The organism is Eudoraea algarum (assembly GCF_050589645.1).
In the GTDB taxonomy this organism is placed as follows: Bacteria; Bacteroidota; Bacteroidia; order Flavobacteriales; family Flavobacteriaceae; genus JBNGOQ01.
Window position 1 is genome coordinate 824,991 of record NZ_JBNGOQ010000003.1, and the last position, 26,884, is coordinate 851,874.

The 26,884-nt window shown below is 48.3% G+C and carries 21 protein-coding genes; 8 read left to right on the forward strand and 13 right to left on the reverse strand.

Annotated features, from left to right (window positions below; all coding sequences use genetic code 11):
• Positions 1-2: 2 nt before the first annotated feature.
• Positions 3-758, forward strand: coding sequence for a LytR/AlgR family response regulator transcription factor (locus tag ACRD67_RS14450; RefSeq protein WP_430967917.1), 756 nt, complete (start codon positions 3-5; stop codon positions 756-758).
• A gap of 96 nt (positions 759-854) precedes the next feature.
• Here ACRD67_RS14450 and ACRD67_RS14455 read toward each other — a convergent pair whose 3' ends face one another.
• Positions 855-2,039: an LETM1-related biofilm-associated protein gene (locus ACRD67_RS14455; RefSeq protein WP_430967918.1), complete on the reverse strand. Its 1,185-nt coding sequence runs from the start codon at positions 2,037-2,039 to the stop codon at positions 855-857.
• A gap of 172 nt (positions 2,040-2,211) precedes the next feature.
• Between ACRD67_RS14455 and ACRD67_RS14460 the strand changes: the two genes are divergently transcribed.
• The 3 genes from ACRD67_RS14460 (at position 2,212) to ACRD67_RS14470 (ending at position 5,210) form a co-directional block, all read left to right on the forward strand.
• Positions 2,212-2,892 (forward strand): DUF4331 family protein, encoded by a 681-nt coding sequence (locus ACRD67_RS14460; RefSeq protein ID WP_430967919.1) that lies wholly within the window; start codon positions 2,212-2,214, stop codon positions 2,890-2,892.
• A gap of 19 nt (positions 2,893-2,911) precedes the next feature.
• Positions 2,912-3,679 (forward strand): hypothetical protein, encoded by a 768-nt coding sequence (locus ACRD67_RS14465; RefSeq protein WP_430967920.1) that lies wholly within the window; start codon positions 2,912-2,914, stop codon positions 3,677-3,679.
• Between the two features lie 247 nt (positions 3,680-3,926).
• Positions 3,927-5,210, forward strand: coding sequence for a tetratricopeptide repeat protein (locus ACRD67_RS14470; RefSeq protein WP_430967921.1), 1,284 nt, complete (start codon positions 3,927-3,929; stop codon positions 5,208-5,210).
• A gap of 418 nt (positions 5,211-5,628) precedes the next feature.
• Here the strand turns inward: ACRD67_RS14470 and ACRD67_RS14475 are convergent, their stop codons facing one another.
• From ACRD67_RS14475 to ACRD67_RS14485, 3 genes are all read right to left on the reverse strand, one after another.
• Entirely contained in the window at positions 5,629-6,420 is a 792-nt protein-coding gene (locus ACRD67_RS14475; protein WP_430967922.1) for an anti-sigma factor, read from the reverse strand.
• Between the two features lie 4 nt (positions 6,421-6,424).
• Positions 6,425-6,952, reverse strand: a complete 528-nt coding sequence (locus ACRD67_RS14480; protein WP_430967923.1) for an RNA polymerase sigma factor — start codon at positions 6,950-6,952, stop codon at positions 6,425-6,427.
• A gap of 77 nt (positions 6,953-7,029) precedes the next feature.
• Entirely contained in the window at positions 7,030-7,605 is a 576-nt protein-coding gene (locus tag ACRD67_RS14485; protein WP_430967924.1) for a superoxide dismutase family protein, read from the reverse strand.
• Positions 7,606-7,781: 176 nt separating this feature from the next.
• Here ACRD67_RS14485 and ACRD67_RS14490 point away from each other — a divergent pair, with 176 nt between their 5' ends.
• Both ACRD67_RS14490 and ACRD67_RS14495 read left to right on the forward strand, forming a co-directional pair.
• Complete coding sequence (locus ACRD67_RS14490; protein ID WP_430967925.1) at positions 7,782-8,195, forward strand: SRPBCC domain-containing protein; 414 nt, start codon at positions 7,782-7,784, stop codon at positions 8,193-8,195.
• Between the two features lie 84 nt (positions 8,196-8,279).
• Positions 8,280-8,687 carry a VOC family protein gene (locus tag ACRD67_RS14495; RefSeq protein ID WP_430967926.1) on the forward strand — a complete coding sequence of 136 codons (408 nt, stop codon included), beginning with the start codon at positions 8,280-8,282 and terminating at the stop codon, positions 8,685-8,687.
• Between the two features lie 35 nt (positions 8,688-8,722).
• On the opposite strand, the gene ACRD67_RS14500 is transcribed toward ACRD67_RS14495, so the two are convergent.
• From ACRD67_RS14500 to ACRD67_RS14535, 8 genes are all read right to left on the reverse strand, one after another.
• Positions 8,723-9,214, reverse strand: a complete 492-nt coding sequence (locus ACRD67_RS14500) for a YdeI/OmpD-associated family protein (RefSeq protein WP_430967927.1) — start codon at positions 9,212-9,214, stop codon at positions 8,723-8,725.
• Complete coding sequence (locus tag ACRD67_RS14505) at positions 9,214-10,428, reverse strand: bifunctional alpha/beta hydrolase/OsmC family protein (protein WP_430967928.1); 1,215 nt, start codon at positions 10,426-10,428, stop codon at positions 9,214-9,216. The genes ACRD67_RS14500 and ACRD67_RS14505 overlap by 1 nt, the downstream gene beginning before the upstream one ends.
• 2 nt (positions 10,429-10,430) lie before the next feature.
• Positions 10,431-11,138, reverse strand: coding sequence for a DUF2490 domain-containing protein (locus ACRD67_RS14510; protein WP_430967929.1), 708 nt, complete (start codon positions 11,136-11,138; stop codon positions 10,431-10,433).
• A gap of 22 nt (positions 11,139-11,160) precedes the next feature.
• Positions 11,161-13,101 (reverse strand): S9 family peptidase, encoded by a 1,941-nt coding sequence (locus ACRD67_RS14515; protein ID WP_430967930.1) that lies wholly within the window; start codon positions 13,099-13,101, stop codon positions 11,161-11,163.
• Positions 13,102-13,111: 10 nt separating this feature from the next.
• Positions 13,112-16,315 (reverse strand): VPS10 domain-containing protein, encoded by a 3,204-nt coding sequence (locus tag ACRD67_RS14520; RefSeq protein ID WP_430967931.1) that lies wholly within the window; start codon positions 16,313-16,315, stop codon positions 13,112-13,114.
• A gap of 676 nt (positions 16,316-16,991) precedes the next feature.
• Positions 16,992-17,126, reverse strand: coding sequence for a hypothetical protein (locus ACRD67_RS14525; RefSeq protein ID WP_430967932.1), 135 nt, complete (start codon positions 17,124-17,126; stop codon positions 16,992-16,994).
• A gap of 9 nt (positions 17,127-17,135) precedes the next feature.
• A complete protein-coding gene (locus tag ACRD67_RS14530; protein ID WP_430967933.1) occupies positions 17,136-17,843 on the reverse strand; it encodes a fibronectin type III domain-containing protein in 708 nt (235 codons plus the stop codon).
• 362 nt (positions 17,844-18,205) lie between these two features.
• On the reverse strand, positions 18,206-23,608 hold the full coding sequence (locus ACRD67_RS14535) for a BspA family leucine-rich repeat surface protein (RefSeq protein ID WP_430967934.1): 5,403 nt from the start codon (positions 23,606-23,608) through the stop codon (positions 18,206-18,208).
• 533 nt (positions 23,609-24,141) lie between these two features.
• Here ACRD67_RS14535 and ACRD67_RS14540 point away from each other — a divergent pair.
• Positions 24,142-24,891 (forward strand): CPBP family intramembrane glutamic endopeptidase, encoded by a 750-nt coding sequence (locus ACRD67_RS14540; RefSeq protein ID WP_430967935.1) that lies wholly within the window; start codon positions 24,142-24,144, stop codon positions 24,889-24,891.
• Positions 24,892-24,946: 55 nt separating this feature from the next.
• Entirely contained in the window at positions 24,947-25,606 is a 660-nt protein-coding gene (locus ACRD67_RS14545) for a DinB family protein (RefSeq protein ID WP_430967936.1), read from the forward strand.
• A gap of 29 nt (positions 25,607-25,635) precedes the next feature.
• On the opposite strand, the gene ACRD67_RS14550 is transcribed toward ACRD67_RS14545, so the two are convergent.
• Entirely contained in the window at positions 25,636-26,883 is a 1,248-nt protein-coding gene (locus ACRD67_RS14550) for an amidohydrolase family protein (RefSeq protein ID WP_430967937.1), read from the reverse strand.
• Position 26,884: the final 1 nt, after the last annotated feature.

Sequence of the window (26,884 nt, forward strand, 5' to 3'; positions counted from 1 at the left end):
CTATGAACGTAATTATTATTGAGGACGAAAAACCTGCGGCCAGAAGATTAAGTAGACTCTTGGCCGAATTGGACGTTTCCGTATCCATCATGTTGCATTCCGTGGAAGAATCCATCGCTTGGTTTCAGCAAAACGAGCATCCCGACCTGATTTTTCTCGATATTCAACTTTCGGACGGACTTTCCTTTGAGATTTTTGACTTGATCGAAATACATAGCGCCATTATTTTTACCACGGCCTATGACGAATATGCCCTACAGGCATTTAAACTGAACAGTATTGATTATCTACTTAAACCCATTGACGATGAAGAGTTGGAAAAAGCAGTGGCCAAATACCGGAATTTTAAACCCTCCACCCAAAAAATAGCGTTGGATTTTGACGACATCAAGAAGCTATTGGTGAACCCACTGGAGCGTGAATACAAAAAAAGGTTTACGGTTAGGGTAGGGCAGCATCTGAAAATTTTGAACGCTGATGAGATCGAGTGTTTTTACAGCGAGAACAAAGGAACCTATGCGGCCACATCCGACGGCAGGAATTATTTGCTCGATACTACTTTGGAAAATTTGGAATCGGAACTGGAACCCAAATTGTTTTTTAGGGTGAGCCGAAAATTTTATATCCATGTCAATCACATAAAAGATATCGTTTCCTACACCAATTCCAGGTTACAAATTAAGCTAAATCGCTATAACGAGCAGGAAATCATCGTAAGTAGGGAGCGCGTAAAAGACTTTAAGTTATGGTTGGAATAAAACTGTTCAAATAATTGGACTACAATTACATAACCTAATAATTAAACAACTATAAATTTTCCTTATAGTCGCAATTTTCGGTGTTTTTGGCCCTTTTTAGTCCACTCGGTTGTCGTCAAAGGAAGACGGCAGCAATGTGGGAATCAATTTAATAAAGATCGGCAACAATACGGCCCCTCCCGGGAGCATAAAAATAGCAAGCGAAGGGATGCTTTTGAAAATATCGAGCAGCTGTTTTTGTACTTTTTTCTTCTCCTCCAGGTTTAATTCATGGATGGTAGATTTGGATAAAAGCGCTACCAATTCCTTGCTTTCGGATAGCTCTTTTTGCAGTCGTTTGCTGTTCCGCAAAATCAATTTATTGACTGTTTTGGACATGTTGTTGTAAAACTGCTGGGCCAGATTGCTGTCTTTTAGATAGGGAATTCTACTCGCATTTTTTGCAAAAAATCGCGTAATATCCTCCAAGGTAATTGCAATGTGATTTTCGTTGAACCCAAGATCCTTTCCGATGCCAAAAATGAATTCGGATTCTTTGTATTCGAGAGAATGATCTTCCCAAACCGTCAGGCAGGCCACATCCAAAAAGTACTGGTTTTCTATAAAATTGAACACCCCCAATAATTTTTCACGGTAAGAGCCGTCAAAATGTTGTTGCTGATCATCCACAAAAGTCAGCGAAGCGGCAAATAATTTGGCCAACTTCTCGTCACTTTTGTTCTTTTCCTTCGAATTTAAGGCGTGATAGGTGATGTTAATGGTGATGTACTCCAGGTCCTGGGCGTATTTCTTTATGCCCGCTTCGTTTTGCAGGTACTTGTGGAAGGTAAGTACGTCTATGAACAGGAGGGAGTTGGTGATGACACCGTTAAAGGTCTTGCTGATGACGTTGTCCTCTAGGAAAATCCTTGAATCGATCAATTTTTCGAGCTGGGCCGAGGTCTTGCTCCCTGCCAGTATTTTGTTGAGAAAGGAAATATTGCCCAGTTCCAAATCTTGATAAAACCGGAATATTCGATCCAAAAAAGCATCGAAATCCGTTTGCCCTTCCTTAAAAGTGTAGGTAAAGTAGAGTGCACTGAGAAGGTTTATCTTGGCCTTCTCGTCCTCGGACAGCTTAAGTTCGGAGGTGACAAAGGGCAGGGTCTCAACATTGATGCCGTATACGAAACCGGTCTTTTTCAATCCATCGTACAGGGCCTGAAAATTTGCGAATTTATCAAGGTCATCCTTGACAAGATGCCCAAATTTTTGGATCCAACCCGATGCGGAAGGGTTCATATGCCTAGGATTTAGAACCCCAAAATAAAGCAAATTATAGGACTTTTCTCATAGCCGACCTGGATTTACCACAGAGATGTCACTCCCTTAACAATATTTTAACAAATCTGACCAAACCCACCCTTCTAAAGTTCCGTAGGTAAGGGCGATTCTAATTAAAAATAACTTTACAATGAAAAACAAAAAAATTGTTGGGGGCCTTGTTGCCCTTGGTATGGCAGGCTTGGTACTCGTTGCTGCAGACCATATCGACGCTCCATCGTCCATGGGGACCACGGCAGATATTGCCGACTTCTTTGCCTTTGAACCTTCCGAGGGATCGGATAATACCGTTTTTGTGGTAGATGTGCAGTCCAATGTCTTGCCCGAGCTAGCGTACGGTACCTTTGATGAGGACATTTTGACCGAAATCAATATTGATACCGATGGCGATTTGGTGGAGGATCTGGTCATACAGGCCGTTCCCAGAAATGGCCGAATGTATTTCTTTGGCCCGGTAGCACCCCTGCAAACGGGATTGAGCAGTGAGGTGCTCATCGATTTCCCTCTTGGGGATGTGGAAATATCGGGCAGCACGGCCATTGTGGAGACCACAAATTCCGGTATCTCGCTCTTTGCCGGACCACGGCAGGATCCCTTCTATTTCGATTTTTTCCAATTTAACGCGGTAGCTGGGGGGATGGCTCCCGGAGGATTCAAGACGGTTGGGGAAGCAGAGGATACCTTTGATGGTGCCAATACATTGTCCATCGTCCTAGAAATTCCCAATAGCGAATTGGGTACCCCCTCGTCCACTAATATTTTGGGAATCCCTGTCTATAAGACCTGGGTGACCACGAACAGAAAACAATAAACACATCAAAAAAAAGAATATGAAACGACAGACCTTAAAATATTTGTTTTTACCCATCTTAGGCCTTACCCTTTTGGTGGCTTGCAAAGAAGATGACGATACACCCGATATGATGGTAGAGGCCAGTTGCATGGATGGTATGATGAACGGGGACGAAACCGGAGTAGACTGCGGGGGTTCCTGTGATCCCTGCATGATGGCCTTGGATTTTACGGGTACTTTTGCCCAGGTAGATCATATGGGCCGCCCCGGTATCAATACAACACTGAGCTTTGATATGGACGGGCAACCCAGTGTAAAGGATGCACATAATGTGACCATCCCTTCGGAGATGGCGGCCGCCTTTCAAGCCGCCTTCGAGGCGCGTTTAGAGCAGTACCACGATGTGTACGCTGGACTCCTGGGACTGGATCCTACAGTGGTAAATTACGAGAACAACATTCTGGGCCTAAGCGCAACCGCCTTGACCACCGCGCTGGCTGCCGATGCCCTGGACGTGGCCCCGGACGCACGCACTACCTATTTTGATCCTGGGACCGATTTTGACAACGATGGCAGGATTCTGGTGCCGGATGGGGACGAGGTGGCACTGACCGGAAGAACATTGGGAGATGATATCATCGATGTCTCCCTGATCCTCTTTTTCGGAGGGATGGAAGGCGACCGCTTTAGCGGGCAGGACCTGGACAATGATGGTATGGCCGATTTACCGAGGCTCACTTCCGATGGGGTAAGCCTTACGGCGCAGTTCTCCGATACCTTTCCATACATTGGAGCACCTGAATAAGATTTTTTCTATGAAAAAGAGGATAGCGGGCTGTTGGAAAGAACCTAAAACTGGAAATGTCACATCGAGTGCAGAAGAGTTGTCCTCGAGATTACTCCTCTGAGCAGTTCTCGACTGCCCGCCTGCCTCGGGCACGGCCTGCCCTCCGTACGAGACTTTGGGAGGCGGGCGCTCGAACAGACAGCTCCGTACCATCCAACGGCCTCCTATTCATTGGTAATCACTTTAATCACCTAAAATTAACAACATGAAGTATACTTTGATTTTCATCGTTTTGATCTTTTCGCTTTCCTGTACCGAAAAGCAGGGGAGCGATATGGTCGTAACCCGGGCGGCGGACTATGATCGATACCTCGATAGCCCGGCTCCAAAGACCACCTCAAAATACTTTGAACTGTGGAATTCCAAAATTAAACCGGACAGCATGCAACTGACCAGTTTCGGGATCGTGGCCGGTCAGTACAATAACTATTTTCAGGCCACTGGGGATATTGCCTATTTGCAGCAAGCCGAGCAGGCATTGAAAAGGGCCTGTACTATTGCAGCGGTGGGCAAAGCCGATTATTACAGGGCCCTGGCGAGAAATTATATCTCCCAACACCGGTTTAGGGAAGCCCTGGAATGGGCCCAAAAGGCACAGGCGATGGGGAGTGGTGCCAAAGAAACGCAAGGTTTGCTCTTTGATCTACATATGGAGTTGGGCGACTATGACCAAGCGGAACACGCATTGAATTCTATTCGCAATACTTCCGATTTTGGCTACCTGATCCGCGCCGCTAAATGGAACGATCATCTAGGCGATCTGGCAACGACCCTTCGGTTTATGGAGATGGCCAAAACCAAGGCCGAAGCTTCAAAAAACGATGACCTTAGGTTGTGGTGCTATACCAACTTGGGGGATTATTATGGCCATGCTGGTAATGTTCGGGAGTCCTATACCCAGTATCTAAGGGCTTTGGAGCTAGACCCTGGTAACGCCTATGCCAAAAAGGGAATCGCTTGGATTGTTTTTTCGTTCGAGAGAAAGCCCAAAGAGGCAAGCCGTATTCTAAATGCTATTACTAGGCACCATAAAGCCCCTGATTATTATTTGTTTAAAGCGGAGATTGCGGAATATATGGGCAATGAAAAAGAAAAACAACTTAACCTGGACCAGTATTTTGAAACGGTTAAACTCCCGGCCTACGGGGAAATGTACAACGCCCACAATGTAAGCCTCTACCTGGATGAACACAAAGCGTACGATAGGGCCATTGCCCTGGCAGAGCGGGAAGTACAAAACCGGCCTACGCCCGAAACCTATGATTTGTTGGCCTATAGCCATTTTAGAAATGGGGATGGCCAAAAAGCGCTGCAACTGATCATGGCACATGTGGAAGGCCGTACCTATGAGCCCATGGCGCTGTACCACATGGCCGAAGTGTACAAGGAAATGGGCAAGGAAACCAAGGTCAAGGAACTTAAGAAAGAACTCATGGGCGCGGTTTATGAGTTGGGCCCCCTGATGGAAAATCGCATAATTAACCTTTAAGAAAGGGCAATTTTTATAGGTTTCCCGGCCCAAAATCCAGGCGTAAAAAGAAAGGTTTGTTTTTTGTTTGAGGTTAGATTTTGATGATCGCCATGGCATTTTGCCATGGTGATTCATCGATTTTTAACTTTTTTTTTAGGAAAACTAAGACGAAATGTATATTATTACCGTTCAAATACAGTTATGTAACTGCTTTGAGCATCTAAGTATTGCAGCATAAAGAATAGAAACATGATAAAAAATGTTTCTTTAGATCAACCCAAATCGCGACTGTTATGGAATACTTTCTTTTTTTTCTGTGGATTTCTACCATGATTTTTTTAGGATTCAGAGTGTTTATGGCACATAGATCCCTACAGAAGCAACTTAAAATGAGAAAATAAGATAGCTCCCATTTCCCATTCCGTTCTTATTTCCTTTAGGAGGCAATGGCACCCAGGGTGTACAGCCGTTCCAGGGTAGGGCTTTCACTGCCGCCCTCGGGTTCCAAGGTGATGCCAAAGGCCTCGGACTCATTAGGATTTAAAAGCGTGAACACCTTATTTTCGTGGGTACTAAAATCCTTGAGCAGACCCAGATTGGTAGGGGTCAATGGATTCAATTTCAAGGACCAGACCTGGTACACCATTCCCTTGGGAGGTTCCGGTAAGCCAAGGGCATCTATAAATACTTTCTGTTCCTTTTTGTTCCAATACGCTTTGGCGTAGGCGTTTGGCGAAGCTTCCTGCCCGTCAAGGGATACCACATTTATATCTTTGTTCCTCAAGGTGTTGAGCAATTTCTCTGTGTCCGAAACAGCATTTCGGGCTTCCAGAATTTGCTGTTCCATAACTTGGTTCTCTTGATTCACAAAATCCATTTTGGACTGTAATCTTCCATTTTCAATGTAGGACCAGAAGAATCCGATGGCAAAAACCGCGGCCGCGGCCCAGCCCGAATATACTTTCCATTTGGCCCAATTCCCTGATAGCGAAATTACCTTGGGATTTTTTGGTCGCTCCAAATGTTCTTTGAGACTGGAAAAATCCGGGGTTCCCGAATAGGAGGCTTCCCCCAAGGCGAGAATGGCCGCCTCAATGGCTTCAATTTCCCGCTGTATTTCGGGATACTCCTTGGCGTATCCGTGAATCTGCGCGTTTTCCTCTTCCGAAAGCGTCCCGGCCACGTAAAGTTCCAAAATACCAGATGCTATATATTTTTTAACGTCCATATGATCAGGGTATGTTTTTCCTTAACTGTGAAATACAGCTTCTATTTCTTGTTTTTATCGTTCCTAGTGGGATATCCAGGGTCTCTGCGGCCTCTTTTTGGGTATACCCCTTGAAATATAAAAGCTCTATCAATTGTTTACATTGCTCCTTTAAATTTTTCAACAGGCTTCGGAGGCCTATGGCATCTACTTTAAGGTTTAGATTGTCCTTGTTTTCAAGGATACCTACGAAATAATCGGCGGGTAAGTTTTTTTTCCCCTGCTTATAGGATTTTGAGCGTACTTCATCGATAGCCGCGTTTCTGGCAATGTTCAGTATCCAGGTAAAAAAACGCCCTTTTGAAACATCGTAACTTTCGGATTGGTTCCAAATCTTCAGGAATACATCTTGACAGATTTCTTCGGCCAGTTCTGTATCCCGAACAATGGTATTGATGACACCGCAAATGTTTTTGGAGTACATTTCATACAATTTTTCAAAAGCCGTTAGGTCTTTCTTTTGAAAAAGGGTAATCAAGGAGTCTAGTTCCATGTTCGGGGGTTTTGGGGACAATTAAGATATATAAAAAGCTGTCCTAAGAACAGCTTTTTAATAAATTTTCGATGAATTTACCGGATAATGCCTGTACAACTTACCCGGGCTCCGGCAGCACCACTGGGCTGTGAGGTAAAATCGTCCACGCCCTGATGTACAATGACAGCTTTGCCCAGAACATTCATGGTTTCGTCATCGCACCCCAGGCACCATTCTTCGGTAGAAAACTCCACTGTGGCATTGCCTTCCGAGTCTGCCGTGAAGTTTCCAATGTCCCCTTTGTGATAGCCGCCTTCGGCACCCCATTTGGCATGGGGTTGAAAAGTAGGGTTCCAGTGCCCGCCAGTGGATTTTCCGTCCGCGGAGGAGCAATCTGCCTTTTCGTGGATATGAATGGCATGCTCACCTTCCGTTAGTCCGGTCAATTTGGCGATCATGGTCACCGTATTGTTATCTTGTCTAAAGGTGACTTCCCCGGTAACCGTGCTCTCACTTTTAGGTTCCATGGTGAAGCTTATGACCTCCGTTTTTACCTCTTCCTCGATTTCCTCAACAATGGTTTCCGCTTCGGAAGCTTCCTTTTTTGCTTGTTTGCAGTTATAGGATAGGAGCAAAACAAGGCCCAAAGCCCATAGACTTATTTTTTTCATGGTATTCTATTTTAAGTTGAAACTAAAGTTACGTAATATTTTAAGGACGGTCAACGGTAAAACAAAATGATTCCGATAATTTCTATTTGATATTTTGGCAGTAAGTGGTATCTTAAGGGAATAGAATACACTAATGGGAATGCTACGCTTTAAACTAGGCATTCCGGAACTAAAAAATGAAACATACCTTTACCATTTCCGAAGTGATTCCCGCATCGCCCGAAGTCATATATATGGCCTGGTTGGACCCTGATGGGCATTCGGCCATGACAGGAGGCGGCAAGGCTATTGTGCACGATGAGGTGGACAAGCCCTTTGCAGTCCACGACGCCTATCTATGGGGTAAAAATTTGCAGTTGATACCCGGTAAAAAAATTGTGCAATCCTGGCGAACCACTGGATTTGAGACTGCTGACGAAGATTCCAAAATAGAGGTTGTTCTAAGCCCTCATGCGGAAGGAACCCTGCTTACCCTGACCCATAGCAACGTTCCTGATCAGGAAGTACATGTAAAACAAGGCTGGGTGAGGCACTATTTTGAGCCTATGAAAGCGTATTTCAGCGAAATCCGATCTCAGGCAAGTGGTTAATTGCGGTACACGCTTCCTTACAGGTGAGTTGATCCGCTTTTTCTACATAAGATATCAAACGAATTCACTTTAAAAATCAAAAAAATGAGATTTAATCCCTATTTGACCTTTAATGGCAATTGTGAGGAGGCCATGAACTTTTACAAAGCCGTGCTGAACGGGGAATTTACCTCCTTGATGCGATTCTCCGAGGCCCCAGCCGGGGTCATGCAGGTTCCGGAAAGCGCAAATAACCTGATCATGCACTGTACCCTGGAATTTGAAGGGTGCACCTTAATGGCTTCCGATACTTTAGAGGAGCATTTTGCCCAGGGCAACCACGCCAGTCTTACGATCAATGTGAACGATGCGGGCAAGGCGGAAACGCTGTTCAATGGTCTGCTTGACGGAGGTAAAGCAATTATGCCCTTTGCCGACGCTTTTTGGGGCGGAAAATTCGGTATGCTTACCGATAGGTTCGGCATCCAGTGGATGCTGACCAGCGATCATTAGTGGAGCAGGACCTACTTGGCCTTGTTTTGCCTAGCTTAGGGCAGCGATCCGGATTTTAGCAATTCCTTCGCATCGCGAATACCGCGTTTTAGATTTTCACAGAGTAGGAGCGATTTGTCAATGCGGGTCTGTGGAGTCTTATACCGAGCGATCATATAAATAAGGCCTCGCTTTTTACCATCGGTCAGCGATTCAAAAATTTTATAGGCTTCGTAGTCGCTCAGCAAGACCGCATCCAACTCTTCGGGTATCTCCACCCCGTACTTGGAGGTGTCTTCAAAAAATTGCAACTGAAAATAATCATTGGGAAAAATGCCCAAAGCCTTTTGATTGCTTTTTCCGAACGTTAAAACATATTGACCCCTCCATTTTTGGAGCGCCCCATGGAAGATAATATCCCTACCATCAAAGCTTGCCCGTACCCGTACCCTTTTATGTCCCTTTTCCAAAAAAGGTCGCACTATGTTTTCCGGTATTACCAGAGAATGTATACCGCTAAGCGTTACCTCAAAAATGGGGCTTTCCATTAGTAAATTAACTTACTGATGATCTGGGTCTGGCTATGCAGGGTTTTGTGCACGGGACATTTATCGGCAATTTCCATGACCCGCTGCTTCTGCTTCCCATCCAAATCCCCGGTCAACTTTATTTCCCTATTGAAGGTGTCTATTTTTGCTTCGGGCATTTCACAGGCTTCACAATCTACGGCATGGTCCTTGCCATATGAGGTATGGACCTCCACATTTTCTATGGGCCATCCCTTTCTTTTGGCATACATCTGAATGGTCATTGCCGTGCAGGCGGAAAGTCCGGCGGATACCAACTCATAGGGCGAAGGACCAAAATCATTTCCTCCAAATTCCAGGGGCTCATCGGCCGTCATATAATGTTTTCCCAACTTCATCTGGGTGGTAAAACCGTCATCGGCATCCAAACTTGCGGCCACTTGGTGTTTGGTCTTTATGCCGTTGTTCGCTGTGAGTTCCACATATCTTTTTGCCCAACCTGCTACGACTTCCCCTACATAGGTAGAATCCCTTTTGTCCATCAAGAGATGGTCGGCCCCGTCCAGGGATACAAAGCTTTTGGGATGGTGCGCGGCCACATAGATTTCCTCAGCGTTTTTTATGCCCACCGTATCATCCTGGGGCGAATGCATGATCAACAAGGGTTTTCTCAATTGTTTTACCGTCTCGGGAAGTGATTTGGTTTCCAGATCGTCCAGAAACTGTTTTTTGATCGTAAAATCCCGCCCGCTAAGATTTACCACGGCCTTGCCGTTGGCCTCAATTTCATCCAACCCGCTTCTGAGCAAGTGTTTTACATGAACCGGGTTAGAAGGTGCCCCCACAGTCGCTACCGCCTTGATGGAAGGGATTTGCTGAGCTGCAAAAATAACCGCCGCCCCACCCAGGGAGTGCCCAATAATCAAGCTTGGTGCCGCATAATTTTCTTTCAAATAATCGGCTGCTGCTACCAGATCGTCCACATTTCCGGAAAAATTGGTATCCGCAAAATCGCCACTGCTTTCCCCAAGGCCGGTAAAGTCGAAACGGAGTACCCCAAAACCATTGGACGTTAGGGCCTTACCGATGTTCTTTACGGCCAATAGGTTTTTATTGCAGGTAAAACAGTGTGCAAAAAGGGCAAAATTATGCGGATGCTGGTCTACGGGCAGTTCCAACCTGCCCACCAACGCTTGTCCTTCCTTATTTTTAAATGTGACTTTCTGAAGATTCATGATTATTGCTTTGCTTTAGTCCTCCTTAAGTCGGGATTAAAAAACACTCCTATCTGCAAACGGTCAAAATTCACTGAATTGAAGTGGTTTTTAAGGTAGCCCAACTGTATACTGCTATTGTGCGTAAGGTGTACCCCCAGTGCGGCGTACAATCGGTTCTGTCCAAAAATGTCATCCTGCAGGTTGAGGAATACCTCGTCATAGACGTTGATGAAAAAGGTATCGGTAAGTGGCAAGGTCACTTGCAATCGGTACCGCGCCCTGTGCTGGGTATCGGTCTGGGAAAGGTCCTTGTTGTTTAGGAACCGCTGTTCCAAACGATACCGGTGTTCAAACAAAAATTCGCCTACTTTGTTCTTGAGGATCAACTGTTCAAAGATCCTGTGTTCCACAAGCTTATCGCCCGGAGCGGAAATTACACCGGCGGGGGAATCCTCAAAAGTGGGATCTGTATCGATATACCCATACCCAAAGGTCACAATGCTATTGGGGTCTATATGATAATTTAATCCTGTTCGCAACAGCAACTGGTTAAAGTTGCCGGTACTTTCATAGAATCGGAACTGGGCCTCGGAATGGATACTGAACGCCTTGGAAATCTTATTGGTGCCAAAATACATATACCAGGCCCCAAAGCTGTTCTCCCCGGTTTCCTGGGCCAGTCCCCGGCCCAGGAAGCAGAGCATCAACAGCAATATTATTTTCTTCATAAAATATAATTAGGGTTATGGTTTAGGTATCCGAATCCATTTCTATGGCCTCTCCATCCTGGATGGGCGTGCCCTTGTCCTGTTTTAAATGCACATCCAAAAACTGCAATATTTTGCTATACGCCTCTATTTGGTTTTCTTTCTTTACAAAACCATGGCCTTCATCCTCGAAAAGGACATATTCCACGGGGACGCCGTTTTTCTTCACCCCGGCTACGATTTCATCGGATTCTACCTGGAGCACCCTGGGATCTTGCGCTCCCTGCAATACGATCAAAGGCTTGGTCACCTTATCGGTATGGAACAAGGGCGATATCTTTCGCAAACGCACGGAATCGGCGCTGTTGGGGTCCCCCAATTCCTTGTATAGGGCGTCCTTGAAGGATTCCCACCACGGTGGAATGCTTCTCAAGGTCCTGATCCAGTTGGTTACACCAAAGATATTTACCCCAACGGCAAATTCTTCAGGGGTATAGGTCAGGGCCGCCATGGTCATATAGCCGCCGTACGAACCTCCAATAATCCCTATTTTTCCTGCATCGATCTCCGGTTGTTGGGTCAACCAATTCTTTCCTTCCACACAATCCTTGAGGTCTTTGTCGCCATGGTTGAGGTCGTCCATCTGATAAAAGGTCTTTCCATAACCGCTACTTCCCCGGTTGTTTACGGCCAGTACGGCATAACCGTGGTTCACCATGTATTGGATCAGGGAATTAAAATTCTGGCGCGATTGTCCGCCGGGCCCTCCATGAACCCATACGAGCGCCGGTACTTTGTTTTCTTCCGAAGCCTGGTGTGGTTTGTAATAGATGGCCGGAATTTCCAATCCATCAAAGGATTTATAACGTATGACTTCGGCGGTCACCAAATGCTCCCCTTCAATCTCATCGTTGAGTACATCGGTCAATTGTAATATGACCTCGTTTTCCAATCCATACAGATACAGATTGGAGGGGGTGTGCGAACCACCTGCAAAGAAGCGCACGGTCTTTTCATCATCGGAGAAACTTACATTGGTAATACTTTGGTTGTCCAGGGCCGGAAGATCGATGTTTTCACCACTTGCCATGTCCTTGACCTCGATTACATTTTTAGCGTCCTCATTGATATAGGTGACCTGATATTTTCCGGTTTCCGTAAAATAGCTGCCCGCGATGTCCCAGTTGCGTTCCATATCCTTCTCATACGCTTTTTCCGCGATGTCATAACGCATCAGATAGGCAAATTCTGCGTTGTCATCGGTAGTGTAGTAGAACGATTTACCGTCGTTCGAAAAATCTTGGCTGCTATTGGCACTTTGATTTTTGTTGATTTTTACGAGGGATTTATCCTTAAGATTGTATAAAAACAGATCGCTGTCATTGGTGTTGATGGCCTTGCTCAAAGGCAGGTAGTTTTTATCATTTGAAAGTCCACCCAAACTATACCCCTCGTCATTTTGGTACAGCATAGTGGGTTTAAAGTTTTCCAGATCCATCTCATACAGGTCCATGTATCTCTTATCCCTTTTGTTGGAAGTGAAGAAAAAGCTCTGATCGTCCTTGGCCCAACCGTAAAAATTGGTCCGTGCCCCGTCGTCTGGGGTCAAATCTTTATGGTTTCCATCGGTATCGCGCAAATAAATATGAAAGATTTCGTTCCCATTGTTGTCCATTCGAAACAACATGCGCTCATCCTTTGGAAAATAGGAAATGGCAAATACCGAAGAACTGTCCGAAGCGGTTACCGGTATAGGGTCTCCCGTGGCAATGGATAGGGCGTACATATTGTAGATTCCAGATCGGTTACTGGAAATCAACAACTTTGATTTATCGGGCGAAAAACTTCCCCCAAAAACGGTCTCATTGTCCATCATCTGTTTGATGGTGTAGGTCTTTAGATTTGCGGCAATATCCTTTTCTTTTGGTTCTTCCTTACAGCCCCAAACTAATGCAAGGGCAAGGATGGCAATACATTTTCTCATGACATGGTTTTTAATTGATATTAAATTGTTTTATCTCTTTAAAGGGTGATACCTCTAAAGTAGTGATGGTGTCCCTATAGGGTTTCCACTTTTCTTCGAAAAAGGCATTGGTTTTGTCCAAGGCCGTTTGTAGTTCTTCTTTGGCGAACTGCACCAGTTTTTTTTCCGTGGCGGTAATGCCCGTTTTTCTGCTTTGCACGTAACCCCGGGCTACATTGATACGTTGCATTACCGTAATCTCTGGATTTCGGGTAATGCCCTGACGTTTATCCTCTTTGCCGAGATACAGTGCAACGACCGAATCGATGGCTTTGGTAATTTCTCTGGAAGCTTTGATCTGTTCCTTGTACTTCTCCTTATCCAATGTTTTGAGTTCCTTCTGGTATTTGTCGGCAATGGTCTTGCTTTCCACCAACTGTTTTACCGCGTCGGCAGCAGTTTGGGTGTAAGCTTCCACTTGTTTTCCCAGTTCATAGACTTCGGTCAAAGTGGTGCCGGATACCTGGATCCTGGGATCGGTCTTGACCTCTACCGAGGTAGAATCACTAAGGCCTGCGTAATGCATTTTTACCTTGTATCGGCCCGGTTTTACGGTAAGTCCGCCCGGTTCTTTTTTGCTCTTGCTAATTTTTCGGGCCGGTCTGTCGGGACCCTTTTCATCCATCTCCCAGTAGATGCGGTGAAAACCGGCCTTCTTTGGTGTCTTAAATTTTAAGGTACGGATGAGGCGGTCGCCGTCAAAGAACTCGAATCTCAGGGAATCTTTTTTGATTTTTGTTTTTTCCTCCCCGTCCCCGTTAGCCTCGCTATCCTTGTCCTTTTTGTCCTTTTCAGGCGCTTCATACCCCTTTTTAAGGTAGTAGGTGAGCATGGCGCCCTCCTCTTTGTTTTCCGCATTGTAGAGTGCGTCCCCGCCAAAACGACTGCCGGTGGGCTGCTGGTAGGCAGCTAGATAGGCTGTGGGCACTTCAAACAACTTAATGTCCCTGTCCAGGATGGCTTTGTTGGACGCCAGGGCTCGTAAGGGCCTAATATCGTCCAAGACCCAGGCCGCCCTTCCGAAGGTGCCAATGACCAAGTCACCTTCCCGGGGTTGGATTACCAGATCCTTGGTGGAGACCGTAGGGAAGCCCTCGGTCCATTTTTGCCAGTTTGTGCCGGCATCAAAGGAAATGTAAAGGCCATCATCGGTGCCCAGGAAGAGAAGGTTTCTATTTTCGGGATCTTCCACGATCGATAGGGTATAGCTCTCCACGTCCCCAACATCCACTATACGCTCCCAGGTTTTCCCATAGTTTGTAGTGCGATAGGCGTAAGGGGTATAGTTAAAGCGCCGGTAATCATTGGCAATCAACAGGGCTTCTCCCTGTTTTTTGTTGGAGGCCTTGATCTGCGGAATCCAACTGCCCGCTGGCAAGCCCTTGATGTTCTGGGTCACCTCGGTCCAGTCCGCACCGCCGTTTTGGGTATAGTGTACCCTTCCGTCATCCGTGGCCGCCCAAAGCATGTCTTTTTCCAGCACAGAGGGCTCCACCACTAAAATGGTGCAATGGTTCTCCGCTCCGGTGGCGTCCATAGTGAGTCCGCCGCTTTCACTTTGCTTTTGTTTCTCTGGGTCGTTGGTGGTAAGGTCTGGCGAAATTATGGTCCAGGTAAGCCCTTTATCCGTGCTTTTATGTACAAATTGACTTCCAAAATATACGGTACTGGCATCAAAGGGATCTTGTCCGATACCCGCATTCCAATTGAAACGCAGTTTGGTTTGCGCATCGGGTGGGGTAGGGCGCACGGTATAGTTGTTTCCCGTTTTCCAATCGTATCGGCGTACAAAGCCTTGCTGGCTCATGGCGTAGCCGTATTGGGAATCCTCCAGATCAGGCACCACATCAAAACCGTCTCCAAAGGCAATTTCTTGCCAATAGCTATTACGGATGCCCTGGTCTCGCCATACATAGGCCGGTCCCCTCCAGGAACCATTGTCCTGCATGCCACCGTAAACATTATAGGGATACTCGTTGTCGATATTGATATGATAAAACTGGGCTACGGGCAGGTTGCCGATAAAACGCCAGGATTTTCCGCCGTCCTTGGTGATGTTCATTCCCCCATCGTTCCCGTCGATCATAAACTGGCCGTTTTCGGGATGTATCCACCAGGCGTGATGATCCGGGTGTACCCCGTTGTCTACCTGATAGGCCGGCATGAGCTGCGTAAAATTCTTGCCACCGTCCTCGGAAACGTTTACATAGGTAAAAATGGAATAGACCCGGTTTTCGTTCTGGGGGTCCACATAAATTTCCGAATAGTAAAAGGGTCGGTTGCCAATATCGTTCTTGTCGTTTACTTTTTTCCATTTAAAACCCCCATCCTCGGATTTGTAGAGCGCATTTTTTTTGGCTTCGATCAGGGCATAGATGACCTTAGGTTTGTTGGGTGCAATGGCAATCCCTATCCGCCCCAGGTCGCCCTTGGGCAATCCGTCCTCATGGGTCAATTTTTTCCAGGTCTTTCCTCCGTCATGGGTCATGTGTAGGCCACTGCCGGCCCCGCCCGACTTAAAAAACCAGGGATCTCGTTTGTGCTCCCAAAGGGCAGCGATCAATTTATTGGGATTCGTAGGGTCCATGACCAGATCGGCGACCCCAGTCTTGTTGTTTGCAAACAGGATTTTTTCCCATGTGATTCCCCCGTCCGTAGTTTTAAAAACGCCGCGTTCGGGATGTTCGCCCCATGGGGAACCAATGGCACCTACATAGACCGTATTGGGGTCGGAAGGATCAATGATCACCCTGTGGATATGCCGGGTCTGCTGCAGTCCCATGGCCTTCCAGCTCTTGCCCCCGTCCAGGGATTTATAGATGCCGTAACCCCCGTTGAGGCTGTTACGCGGATTGCCCTCGCCCGTACCTACCCAAATAACCGAGGGATTGGATTGCTGAATGGCTACGGCACCTACGGAAGCGGTCACTTCCTTATCAAAAATGGGCTCCCATTTGATCCCGCCCGAAGTGGATTTCCACAAGCCGCCGGAAGCGGTGCCCACATACATAATATCGGGATTGGAGTGGACTACATCTATGGCCGTTACCCGCCCACTCATGCCGCCGGGGCCGATATTTCGAGGTTTCAAATCTTGGACCAGGTCCATTTTAAAGTCTTGTGCAAAAAGGAAGGATGATGCGCATAGCATCATGAGGATGAGTATTCTGTTCATCGATTTTTAGGATAGTTAATTAGTCGCTTAAAGGTAAAGAAATCTTTTTCCACATTTCTTAAAGGTCTGTTAAGGAAATGGGAAGGTTGGTTGAGGGTCTAGCGTTGATGGTTGGCACGCCTTCGCCAAGGCTACAGCGTGTATTGACAGTAGGTAGTGAACAATAAGCAATGCCCAATATAGAAATCGTGGTGGGATTTGTCATTCCGCATTTAGTGCGGAATCCATTATTCGTAGTTCCAAGTAGCTCCTCCCCTTAGCTAAGGGGAGGTGGCCCCGACCGAAGCAAAGCGAGCGTCGGGGACGGAGGGGTAGAAAAAACCTCCCCTTTCTCACGCCAAAGGCGTGATTCATTCCCCTCCTTGAACAAGGAGGGGAGCTTAAATATTGCCTCCTTTTATCACTTAAAACCCCCTAGCTGGGACCTCACAAAGGCTCCTCCCCTAGATCAGGGGAGGTGGCCCCGACCGAAGCGTCGGGGCCGGAGGGGTCATAAAAACCAGGTCAATGAACAGTGAACACACTTACGCCGAGGCTTGTGCCTCCGCTAAAGCTTCTGCGGCACGCGGGCGGTGTGCGTTGACAATGAACAATTTTCAATTAACAGTAGCCAGTATACAGAGGGCAGCATTCAGATTTAAATAATAAGTTCCAACTTCCAATTTCTGACTTCTGATTATGATTTCCACAGTCCAAAGTACCATAACACAATATAGGCAATGGCGCCGAGCAGCGTCACTACAAGGACGGTTATGATAAACTGAAGGATACCATTCAATACCTTTTCGCCAAAACGATTTTTTGGTTTCATTGTTCTTTCCTATTCTACCCTAAAACTCCATACCGGGCCAATGGCCACACCCCCTTTGTCGTCCCTGACCACAATCCTCCAGTAGTAGGCCTTCCCGACCTCCACGGTTACCTCCTCCGTTGTCGTTTCCAGGTTGTCCCTGTGCGATGGGGGCGGATTTTCCGTTCCAAAATACAGATGGGACCGTAGCGGATCGTTATCGCTGTCCCCGACCTTCCATTTCATTTCCGCGCTGGCTTCCCTTACCGTTGCGCCCAATGCCGGGGACACGATCTCAGGGACTTGGGGAACATGATTCACCGCGGCTTCAGGTTCCGTGAAAAAGGTATGTACGGGAGAATGGGCACTTTCATTGCCCTTATTATCCCTGGCCCTTACCCGCCAATGGTAGGCCGTTCCCTTTTCCAGGTCAAAACTCCTTGCGGCCTCCGAGGTGGTGGCGTTGAACAGTACCGGGGAAAAATTACCGCTGGTGGCGATCTCCACTACATAACTTATTGGGTCCCCCTCAGGGTCGGTGGCCGGGTTCCATTTCAGTTCCAGGGAAATGTTCGTGCAATCCCCGCCATTGGTAGGGAATACCAGGGCCGGAACGGAAGGGGCCTTGTTTTCCGTTGGCGGAGGGGGTGGATCATCATCTACTCCTCCCGGGCATCCCATAGACAATACGGTACATAGGCCCAATAAGGCGATAAGTTCTTTTTTCATACTTTTCATAATTTCTGTAGTTTACTTTCTATTATTAATTATTTATTGTTCACTGCCAATTGTCATTATACCGTAGCTTTAGCGAAGGTGTGCCTACCGCCCACTGTTCTCGATACGATTTTCGAGCCTGTCCAAACCGGAACCTTCTACCAGACCACTCGAACTGACGTGGGCTTTTATTGGATTCTTCCTTTCGCTTCGCTCTGAATGACAAATGAGGGGCTCCGTCCGTTCGAGCGCAGTCGAGAACTCTTGTGAGGTTCCAGTTTCCATTACATCTCGACTGCGCTCGATGTGACAGTTTTAGACAGCCACCTATTGCCTACTGTTTCAGGTTTCTCGTTTATTGTTCATTGCTAATTGTTCATTGTTTACTGTTTGATGATCTTAAACCTTCTCGGACTCCCCGCTTCCAGATACACCAGGTATACCCCTGCCTCCAATTGCTCCATGCCCACCACTACTTTACGATTGTTGACATGGTATATTTCCGAGGACACCCTGGCCCCGGACATATCATAGATATCCACGGCCATGTGCTCCTTCATCGCCCCGGGGACGATGAATTCAACATAAGACTCCACAGGGTTTTCAATTATGCTTGTTCTACCCGACCAAGGCAGTTTCACGACCAGTTTCCCCTCACAGGCCACACTGGAAAGGACCTCCACTTTGTCCCATGGGTCCGCCGTTACGGAAAAGCTTCCCGTACCGTATTGCCCAATGATCTTATCGTTGACCCTAACCGTATAGGGTGCCTTACCGGATGCTATTTCCACGCCTACCCGGGCACGGAGGCCGGCGGTTTTGTTCACCGTGGTCTTCCCGGCCAGTACGGGGCCCTCATCGATCTCCAGTTCAAAACACTGCTGGCAAGCGGATCCCTTGATGGCGATGCACACGGAATAGGAGCCCGGGGACAGGTCCTTGATTTCCAGAGTCTTACTGAATTCATGGCCGTTGTTGTTTATTGTGGCGGTGTATTCAAGTTCCTGCCCTGCGGTGATACGGATCGAACCATTGTCCTTGTCCCCACAGGTCTCGCCCGTGGCCCGGAGCTGGAAATTGTCCGCCGGCAGGGCCTCGATGGCACAGACCACTTCTACTTTGAATGTATGGATGATCGTACCCCCAAAACCATCGTCCGCGGTCACCGTGATGGTGGCCGTACCTGTCCCCACCGTGGTAAAGGTGAGCTTACTGCCTTCAGTTTTTACGGTGACCACTCCTTCGTTATCCGAGAGGGCCGAATAGGTAAGCTGGTCCCCGTCTGCATCTTCAAAGACTTCCGCGAGGGCAAGGGCATGATCGCCGGTGCCGGTGGACAGTTGTTGGTCCTCGATCGGTTTGGATAGCTTGGGGTCTGCGTTGTCCTTTATGACAACAGTCCGGATGACTTCTATAGCGGCATTGCCCGCAGTATCAGATATGTTGTAGGTTACTTCATAAGAGCCTACGGTATTGGTATTGACCGATGCGATATCGATGGTGATATTGGAAGAAATGTCACCATCCACATTGTCAACGGCCGTCGCACCGAGCTCGGTATATGCGGTACCGACCACGATGACCAGTGGGTTGGCCCCTGTAAGCGTGATTACCGGTGCAGTCGTGTCCACAACAATTATGGTTCGGACTACCTGTATCGCCGGATTTCCTGCCGCATCCGTTACATCATAAGTCACGGTGTAGGAGCCCACCGTATTGGTATCTACCGATGAGGCATCGATGGTGATATTAGAAGAAATATCACCGTCCACATCGTCAACGGCCGTCGCACCAAGCTCGGTATATGTAGTGCCGGCCTCTATGGTCTGGGGATTATCCCCCAGAAGCGTGATTACGGGTGTGGTAGGGTCCACTACATTTACTGTTCTTGTTACCTGTACGGCCGGGTTCCCCGTAGCATCGGATACGTTATAGGTTACCTCATAAGAGCCTATGGTATTCGTATTGACCGATGAGATATCGATGATGATACGGGAAGAAATATCGCCATCCACATTGTCAAAGGCCGTCGCACCGAGTTCGGTATAGGCCATGCCGACCACAATGGATTGTGGGTTGGTGCCGGTAAGGAGGGTGATTATCGGCGCAATTGTATCCAGCGTGACCGTAATTGATGTGGCCCGCGGAGACGGGTTTCCCGCCAAGTCGGTTTGTAGCACGGTAATCGTATTACTTCCCTCTGTAAGGGTAACGTTTTCTACATCCCAGCCCCCTGATGACTCCGCCGTGACCGGGCCATACGATACCGTTCTATCGCCTGATGTAACCTCTACCGTGACCTGTGCTCGCGCTTCGGCTACACCGCTTACCGTTTGTGCAGCACTATTGGTTATGGTTCCATCCGTGGGGCTATCAATGACAGGGGCTGCAGGCGCAGTCACATCCAGTATGACATCAATTGATGCAGGAGCTGAAGTGTTCCCTGCCAAGTCGGTTTGGGCTACGCTAATTATGTTCAATCCCTCTACCAGGGTAATCTCCTCGGCAGTCATCCAGTTTCCCTCACTATCGGCTATTGCCTCTTGGGTGTTTGTACCGATATAAACGGAGACCTTTGCCCCCGCTTCTGCAGTACCACTTACGGTCTGTGCAACACTATTGGTTATGGTTCCATGCGTGGGACTGCTAATAACAGGGGGTGCCGGTAGCGTTATATCCAGCGTGATAGCAATTGATGTGGCTACTGAGGTGTTCCCCAAAGCGTCCCTTGCTGTTGCGGTAATGGTGTTCGAGCCCTCTATCAGGGTAATCTCCTCGGCAGTCATCCAGTTTCCCTCACTATCGGCTATTGCCTCTTGGGGGTTTGTACCGAAAGTCACCGTGACCGTTGTCCCCGCTTCCGCCGTACCCCTTATCGTTTGTGCTGCAATGTTGGTTGCCGTTCCATCCGTGGGACTGCTAATAACAGGGGCATCCGGAGCGGTGTTATCAAGGGTATAGTTTTGCGCATCTGCAGGAAGGACCACCGGGCTGGCAAGTGCGTTGTTGGTAAGGTCCTTTATATCCTGGCCATCGGCAAAGCCCAAACCCAGTTTTCCATCGCCGTCGAGCCCTGGAACGGTTACTAAGTAAACCGCATTATTGCCCTCGGTAGTTGCCTGGACGCTAATATCTCCTGTTTGTGAAGTTGTACCGGAAGTGGTAAAATCGGTGGCGTCCACATTTTGTACCGGCTCACTGAAGGTAACATGGAAGGTGACACTGTTGCTGTTGGTTATTTCATTGGGAGGAGTGTTCGGATTGTCCGGATCAAAGCGCACAATACTGCTGACCGTTGGGGCGGTATCTATCGCCCCGCCATCGATAATGGTCCAGTTGTGTTCGTTGATTAGCTTTGTCCGGGCCATGTCGGCATCGCTTCCCAGGGCATATTTGGAACCGCCCCCGTGAAAACGGACATTGCTTTTTACGTCCTGCGCCTCCCATCCCCTAAGCAGGGCGTCATAGTTAGGGGTAGACAGGGTAACGCCCCCGAACATAGAACGCATTTCCGTTACGGCACTTATGTTCCAGTCCCCGATGTTTTGGTCAAAGTTGATGGCGTTCACGAACATACGCTGCAAATTTGTTACATGGCCCATCTCCCAATACTGTATCCCCGGGATGATGGTAATGGCTTTACAATCCTGAAAGGCGTTTCTAAAGTTGGTCGTTCCCGAGGTATCCAGTACATCATCCTCATCGACCGTAATCTGCAGGTTCTCACAACCGGAAAAATAGCCCCCGGTATTGCCCAAACGTAAGGGCCCCCAGACACTGATGCCCGTTATTTTCTCCCTGCTCCTCCGTTTACTACTGAAATTCCAGCCAACTATCTCCCCTGTGATCGTGATCTCATAGGAGCCCGCCGTTTCATAGGTATGGATGGCCTGATCATGGGCCGTTATCGTACTGAAGGTGCCATCTCCCCAGTGGACCTCAAAATTATAGGTACCACTTGCTACCAGGGGCAGGTCGATCCGTTCATTGTCCATATCGGTCCGCCAGGTGGAAACAAAGGGCGATACAGGCCCGCCATCGATAATGTCCCAGCTGTGTTCGTTGATTAGCTTTGTCCGGGCCGTGTCGGCAGCACTCTCCTGGATATATTGGGAGCCGCCTCCGTGAAAAAGAACATTGTTTCGCACGGACTGGCTAGCCCATCCCTCCAGCAGGGCACTGTAGTTGAAAACGGACAGGCTAACGCCCGTGAACATTGCCCTCATATTGGCGACCTTACTTACATCCCAACGGCCAAGGTTCTGGTCAAAGCTAGTGGCATTCCGGAACATCCCGTTCATATCAATGACCGCACCTACGTCCCAACGGCCAATGTCCTGGTTAAAACTGGTGGCATTGAAGAACATATCCCGCATTCTTGTGACAGCACTTGTGTTCCAATTGCCAATGTCCTGGTCAAAGCTGGTAGCGTTATCGAACATAGAGACCATATTGGTGACCTTGCCAACGTCCCAGCCCCCGATATCTTGATTAAAGTTATTGGCATACAAAAACATAGCTCCCATATCAGTGACCGAACCTACATCCCACTGCTCCATATTGGGAATCGTATTAATGGCCGTGGCCCTGGCGAACATTTGGGACATGTTGTCCACGCCAGACAGGTCGGGCACATCCGTGGCCGTGATACGGAGGTTGCCACAACCGTAAAAAGCCCCCTTCATGGAGGTCCAGGGATTGTTGCCCCATTGGGTTACGGCCCTAATCTTGTCCTTATCGCCCCCATTGTTAAAAAAGACCCTCGGAAAAGTACCGGTAATGGTCACCGTATGTTCCCCTGCCGTGCTATAGCTGTGGGAAGCGTTGCCCGTTTGGCCTGTGGAGCTTTGGCCATCACCCCAGTCCACGGTATAATTGTAACCCGTACCCGTGGTGGGAATGGTAATCTGTTCATTGGCCGAGGTGGTCCGCCAGGTGGTGATAAATTGGGCATCGGGTGTATTGTCGACTTCATTCACCCTAATCGTGAAGGTTTGGGCCTCACTGGTATCGACCCCGTTGCGTTCTGTGCCTCCGCTATCACGTACCGTGACCGCGACCTTCGCCCTACCGTGGGCATTGGCCGCCGGTCTATAGGTCAATTTGCCGTCCAGATCGATTGTCGGGGAAACCCCGGAGGGTGCCGCGAAGAGGTTGTTGAGGTCTTCCGTGACCGTGACGTTGTAGGAGATCAGCGTCTGTGTCCCCTCGTTTTCCGGACCTGCTGAGAACCCAAAAGCGAAGTCCGCCACCGTTTGGAGGTCGGCATTCTCATTGACCGTCTGGTCCGGGTCGGCCACAAGGCTGAAGCTCGGCGCATCGTTGACCGGGACGACCGTGACCCTCACCCTTGCTTCGTTGCTCACTGCGTTGTTTTCGTCGGTGGCCCTGTAGGTAAAGCTGGCATTGCCGTGGAAGTCCGTATCGGGGAGAAAGTCGATGGCAGTGGGCCTGTCCGAGGGGACCGCTGTAGCCTGCCCGTTCAACTCATTATTGATGTTACTAGGGTCCACGCCCAAGCGGAGGCCCCGGTCAGCACTATCATTGTCGAGCACATCGATCTCGGTCTCTATATCCTCATGGATGGTCACATTGTCGTTGCGCGCGATCGGCGCGGCCAGTGCCGGTGTCGCCATGGGCACCTCCAACCAGGTGAAGCCAGTGATGGCGATCCAGGTGAAACCGGTGATGGTGATCAGAACAGCCGTACGCGCCCGGCGGTGAAGGGCAGGGGAAGATCCTTTAGCTAAGCGTTTTCCTTTTCTTAAGGATAGTATTTTTTTCATGATGCTGTCGCTTTGGTCTGGCTTTTATCCGCTAACATGGTTGCGATGATCACTTTGTGGTTTTGCACCAAAAGTGTCTTTGCTCAGGGACGTCCTGGATGTTTTTGTCGCACTATTATCAATTGAATATTGGATCAGGTTACCGTTTTTCAAAACAAGTTCATGATTAAACTGTAAGGAGCGAAACACGGTGTAATAAGTGGGAGAATGGAGGGATAAGTGGTATGCTTTCGCTAAAGCTTCAGCGTATAAAAGTGGGCAGTAGTCAGTGCTCAGTAGGCAGTGGGCGATTAGCAGTTGGCAGTAGGTAATTTGCCTGAGATTCCTCGCAGGCTCGGAATGACAAATCAATATAGGTTGTCATTCAGAGTGCCCGCCTTCCAAAGTCTCGTACGGAGGGCAGGTAGCGCAGCGGAGCGAAGAATCTCGAACAGTTATCAATAGGAAGTTCTAACTTCTGACTTCCGCATTCCACCATTGGCGTTCTACGCATAAAAGATTAAATTAGTGGCAGTCAAACCAACCGTACCCATATGGAAATCAACTTGTTTCTTATCGTTTTTATGCTCCTGATAGCCGTTTTGGCCATTTACTTTCCGCTGTCGGGCTATCTGATGTATAAAAGACTCCTTAAACTGGGCACACACAGTGAAGGTGAAAAACTCAAGTTGTACCGTCAGACCATACTGTGGTTATGGATATTGCTGCTTGTGGTGCTTTTGTTGATACCCCTGACGGGGATGGACCCCCGCGATATAGGCATCAAATGGATTACCGTTGACACCGTTCTACTTCCCGCATGGTTCATATACCCTGGCGTAGTACTATATGTAATCTACCTCCTGTACAATAGCTACCTCATTATCGCCCTAAGGCGGAGCAAGGAGACCCGGGCCAAATTATCCAAGGGTATCACGGATACCTTGAAGTGGTTCCTGCCCATTACCCAAAGGGAAAAAACGCTATGGGGCTATGTCTCCATTACGGCGGGTATCGCGGAAGAAATCATCTACCGAGGGTACTTATTTTATGCCTTGGCCGTCATTTTTCCCGATCTTTCGCTGCTGTATATTCTGTTGATCACATCGGTGATATTCGGACTGGGCCATAGTTATCAAGGCTCCAATGCCATTAAACCGATGCTCCTGGGTCTGGTATTCGGAATTTTTTACATCGTTTTTGATTCCGTTTTCCCTATCATTATCTTACATATTGCCCAGGATTTGGTGGTCAGGGAACTGTACAATGAGAAAGACCACGTCGTTGATAACAGGGCAGTCTGACCGATTTACATCGGAAACGATTATGGACATTCGGGTTTAACGGAAAAGCGCACAGATGAAATATTTTAAATACTACCTTCCAATGTTTGTCCTCCTGCTAGGCTGTGGCCGGAGCGGCCCCGAGGTAGACCAGAATAAATGGTGGACGGAGAGCGAGCGGCAATTGATCGTTTCGGAACTTCAGCGGACCACGAACGAACTGCAGGCTGTTCTTGAAGATATTACCGAGGTACAATGGAACTTTAGGGAAGACCCCGCACGTTGGTCCATAGCCGAGATCGTTGAACATCTGGAAATGCAAAACCAATTGCACTATCGGGAACTGTCTGTTGTGTCCAAAGCGCCCCAATACCTGCAATACCGATCTATTACCCAGGGAAAGGACACTTTTTTTACCAAGTACGGCACGGACCCCAAGCCGGGGAAAGCGCAATGGTTTTTGGAACCCTTGGGAAGGTTCTGTTCCATAAACGATGGCAGGTCGGCCTTCCTTAGGGCCCGCCAAGAACTCACCCAACTGGTGGAAACCACCCCCATCGATTTTAGGAAGCAATTTACCTTTCGGGCACCGGTGGAGGGAAAGGAGCTTAAGGACATCAAAATAGGTCAGGTGCGCGACCTCCATCAGCTCTTGCTAACGGGGATAGCGCATACCGACCGACATTTGAACCAGATTAGGAAAATTAAACACCATCAGGAATATCCGAAGGACTGACCTCCCTGTCGGACCACCGAAAAATCCGCTCAGGGCTGTTTGTATACCCTACCGTCCTTCATCACAAATTGTACGGCGCGCATTTTTGAAATATCCATTGTCGGATTCCCTTCCACGGCAATGATATCGGCCAGAAAACCCTTTTCCAGTTTCCCCAGGGCATCCTGGTGAAATACCTGTGCATTTACCGAGGTAGCGGCCTGCAATACGGCCAAGGGTTCCATACCGTAATCAACCATCATTTGGAGCTCCCGTACGTTATCCCCATGGGAGAATACGCCCACGTCGCCACCAAAGGCGATGGTTACCCCCGCCTGCAATGCCAATTTAAAGGAGGCTCTTTTTTGTACGATACGATCTGGCTCGGGATCTCTTCCCTTTTGCCAACCGTTGTATTGTGAAACGGCATCGCCTGCGGCAAGGGTAGGGCATAGGGCCACCCCTTTTTCCTTCATCAACTGAAAAACCTCCAAGGTGCCATGATCGCCATGTTCAATGGTTTCGGCACCTCCAAGGATAGCTCTACGCATTCCCTCCGGCGTGCTGGCATGAGCCACAATATACCGGCCCGCACTTTTGGCCGTTTCGTTCATCAATTGGATTTCCTGGAGCGAAAAGGTGGGATTTGAGGCTTCTCCGCTGCGCCAACGGTAATCGGCATAGATCTTAATGAAATCTGCCCCATTGCCCAACTGCCGCCGTACGGTTTTAACCACTTCGTTTCCACTTGCCGCCTCCGCTCCCAGGGGAACAGTAACCCCATCGTGAAACCCTTTGGGGCCATAGGCGCCCGTGGCCACAATGGCCGGTCCGGCGACCAGCAAACGCGGACCTGGAACAATGCCGGCATCAATAGATTTTTTGAGGTATACATCGCTATACCCAGCACCCTCGGACCCTAGGTCGCGCATCGTAGTAATCCCGGCCATCAGCGAATTTTTGGCATGGACCACACCTCGGATGGACCTTTCCACTGGAGATTCCTTTAACACCTGATCGTTCCACGAAGTTTCGTTATAGGGGTGCAGCAACAAATGCGAATGTCCTTCGATAAGCCCTGGCAGCAAGGTAGTACCCGCAAGCTCAATGATTTTTGTTTTTTTTGGGATGGCCATGCGGTCCTCGGGCCCTACCTGGGCAATGATATTGCCTTGTACCAGTACGGCCCAATTTTCATGCATTTCGGTACCATCAAATACCCGATCCGGTTTTAACAGGGTCTGTGAAATGCCGTAAAAACCAAAAAAGAAAAAGGTCGCTACTATGAGGTTTTTCATA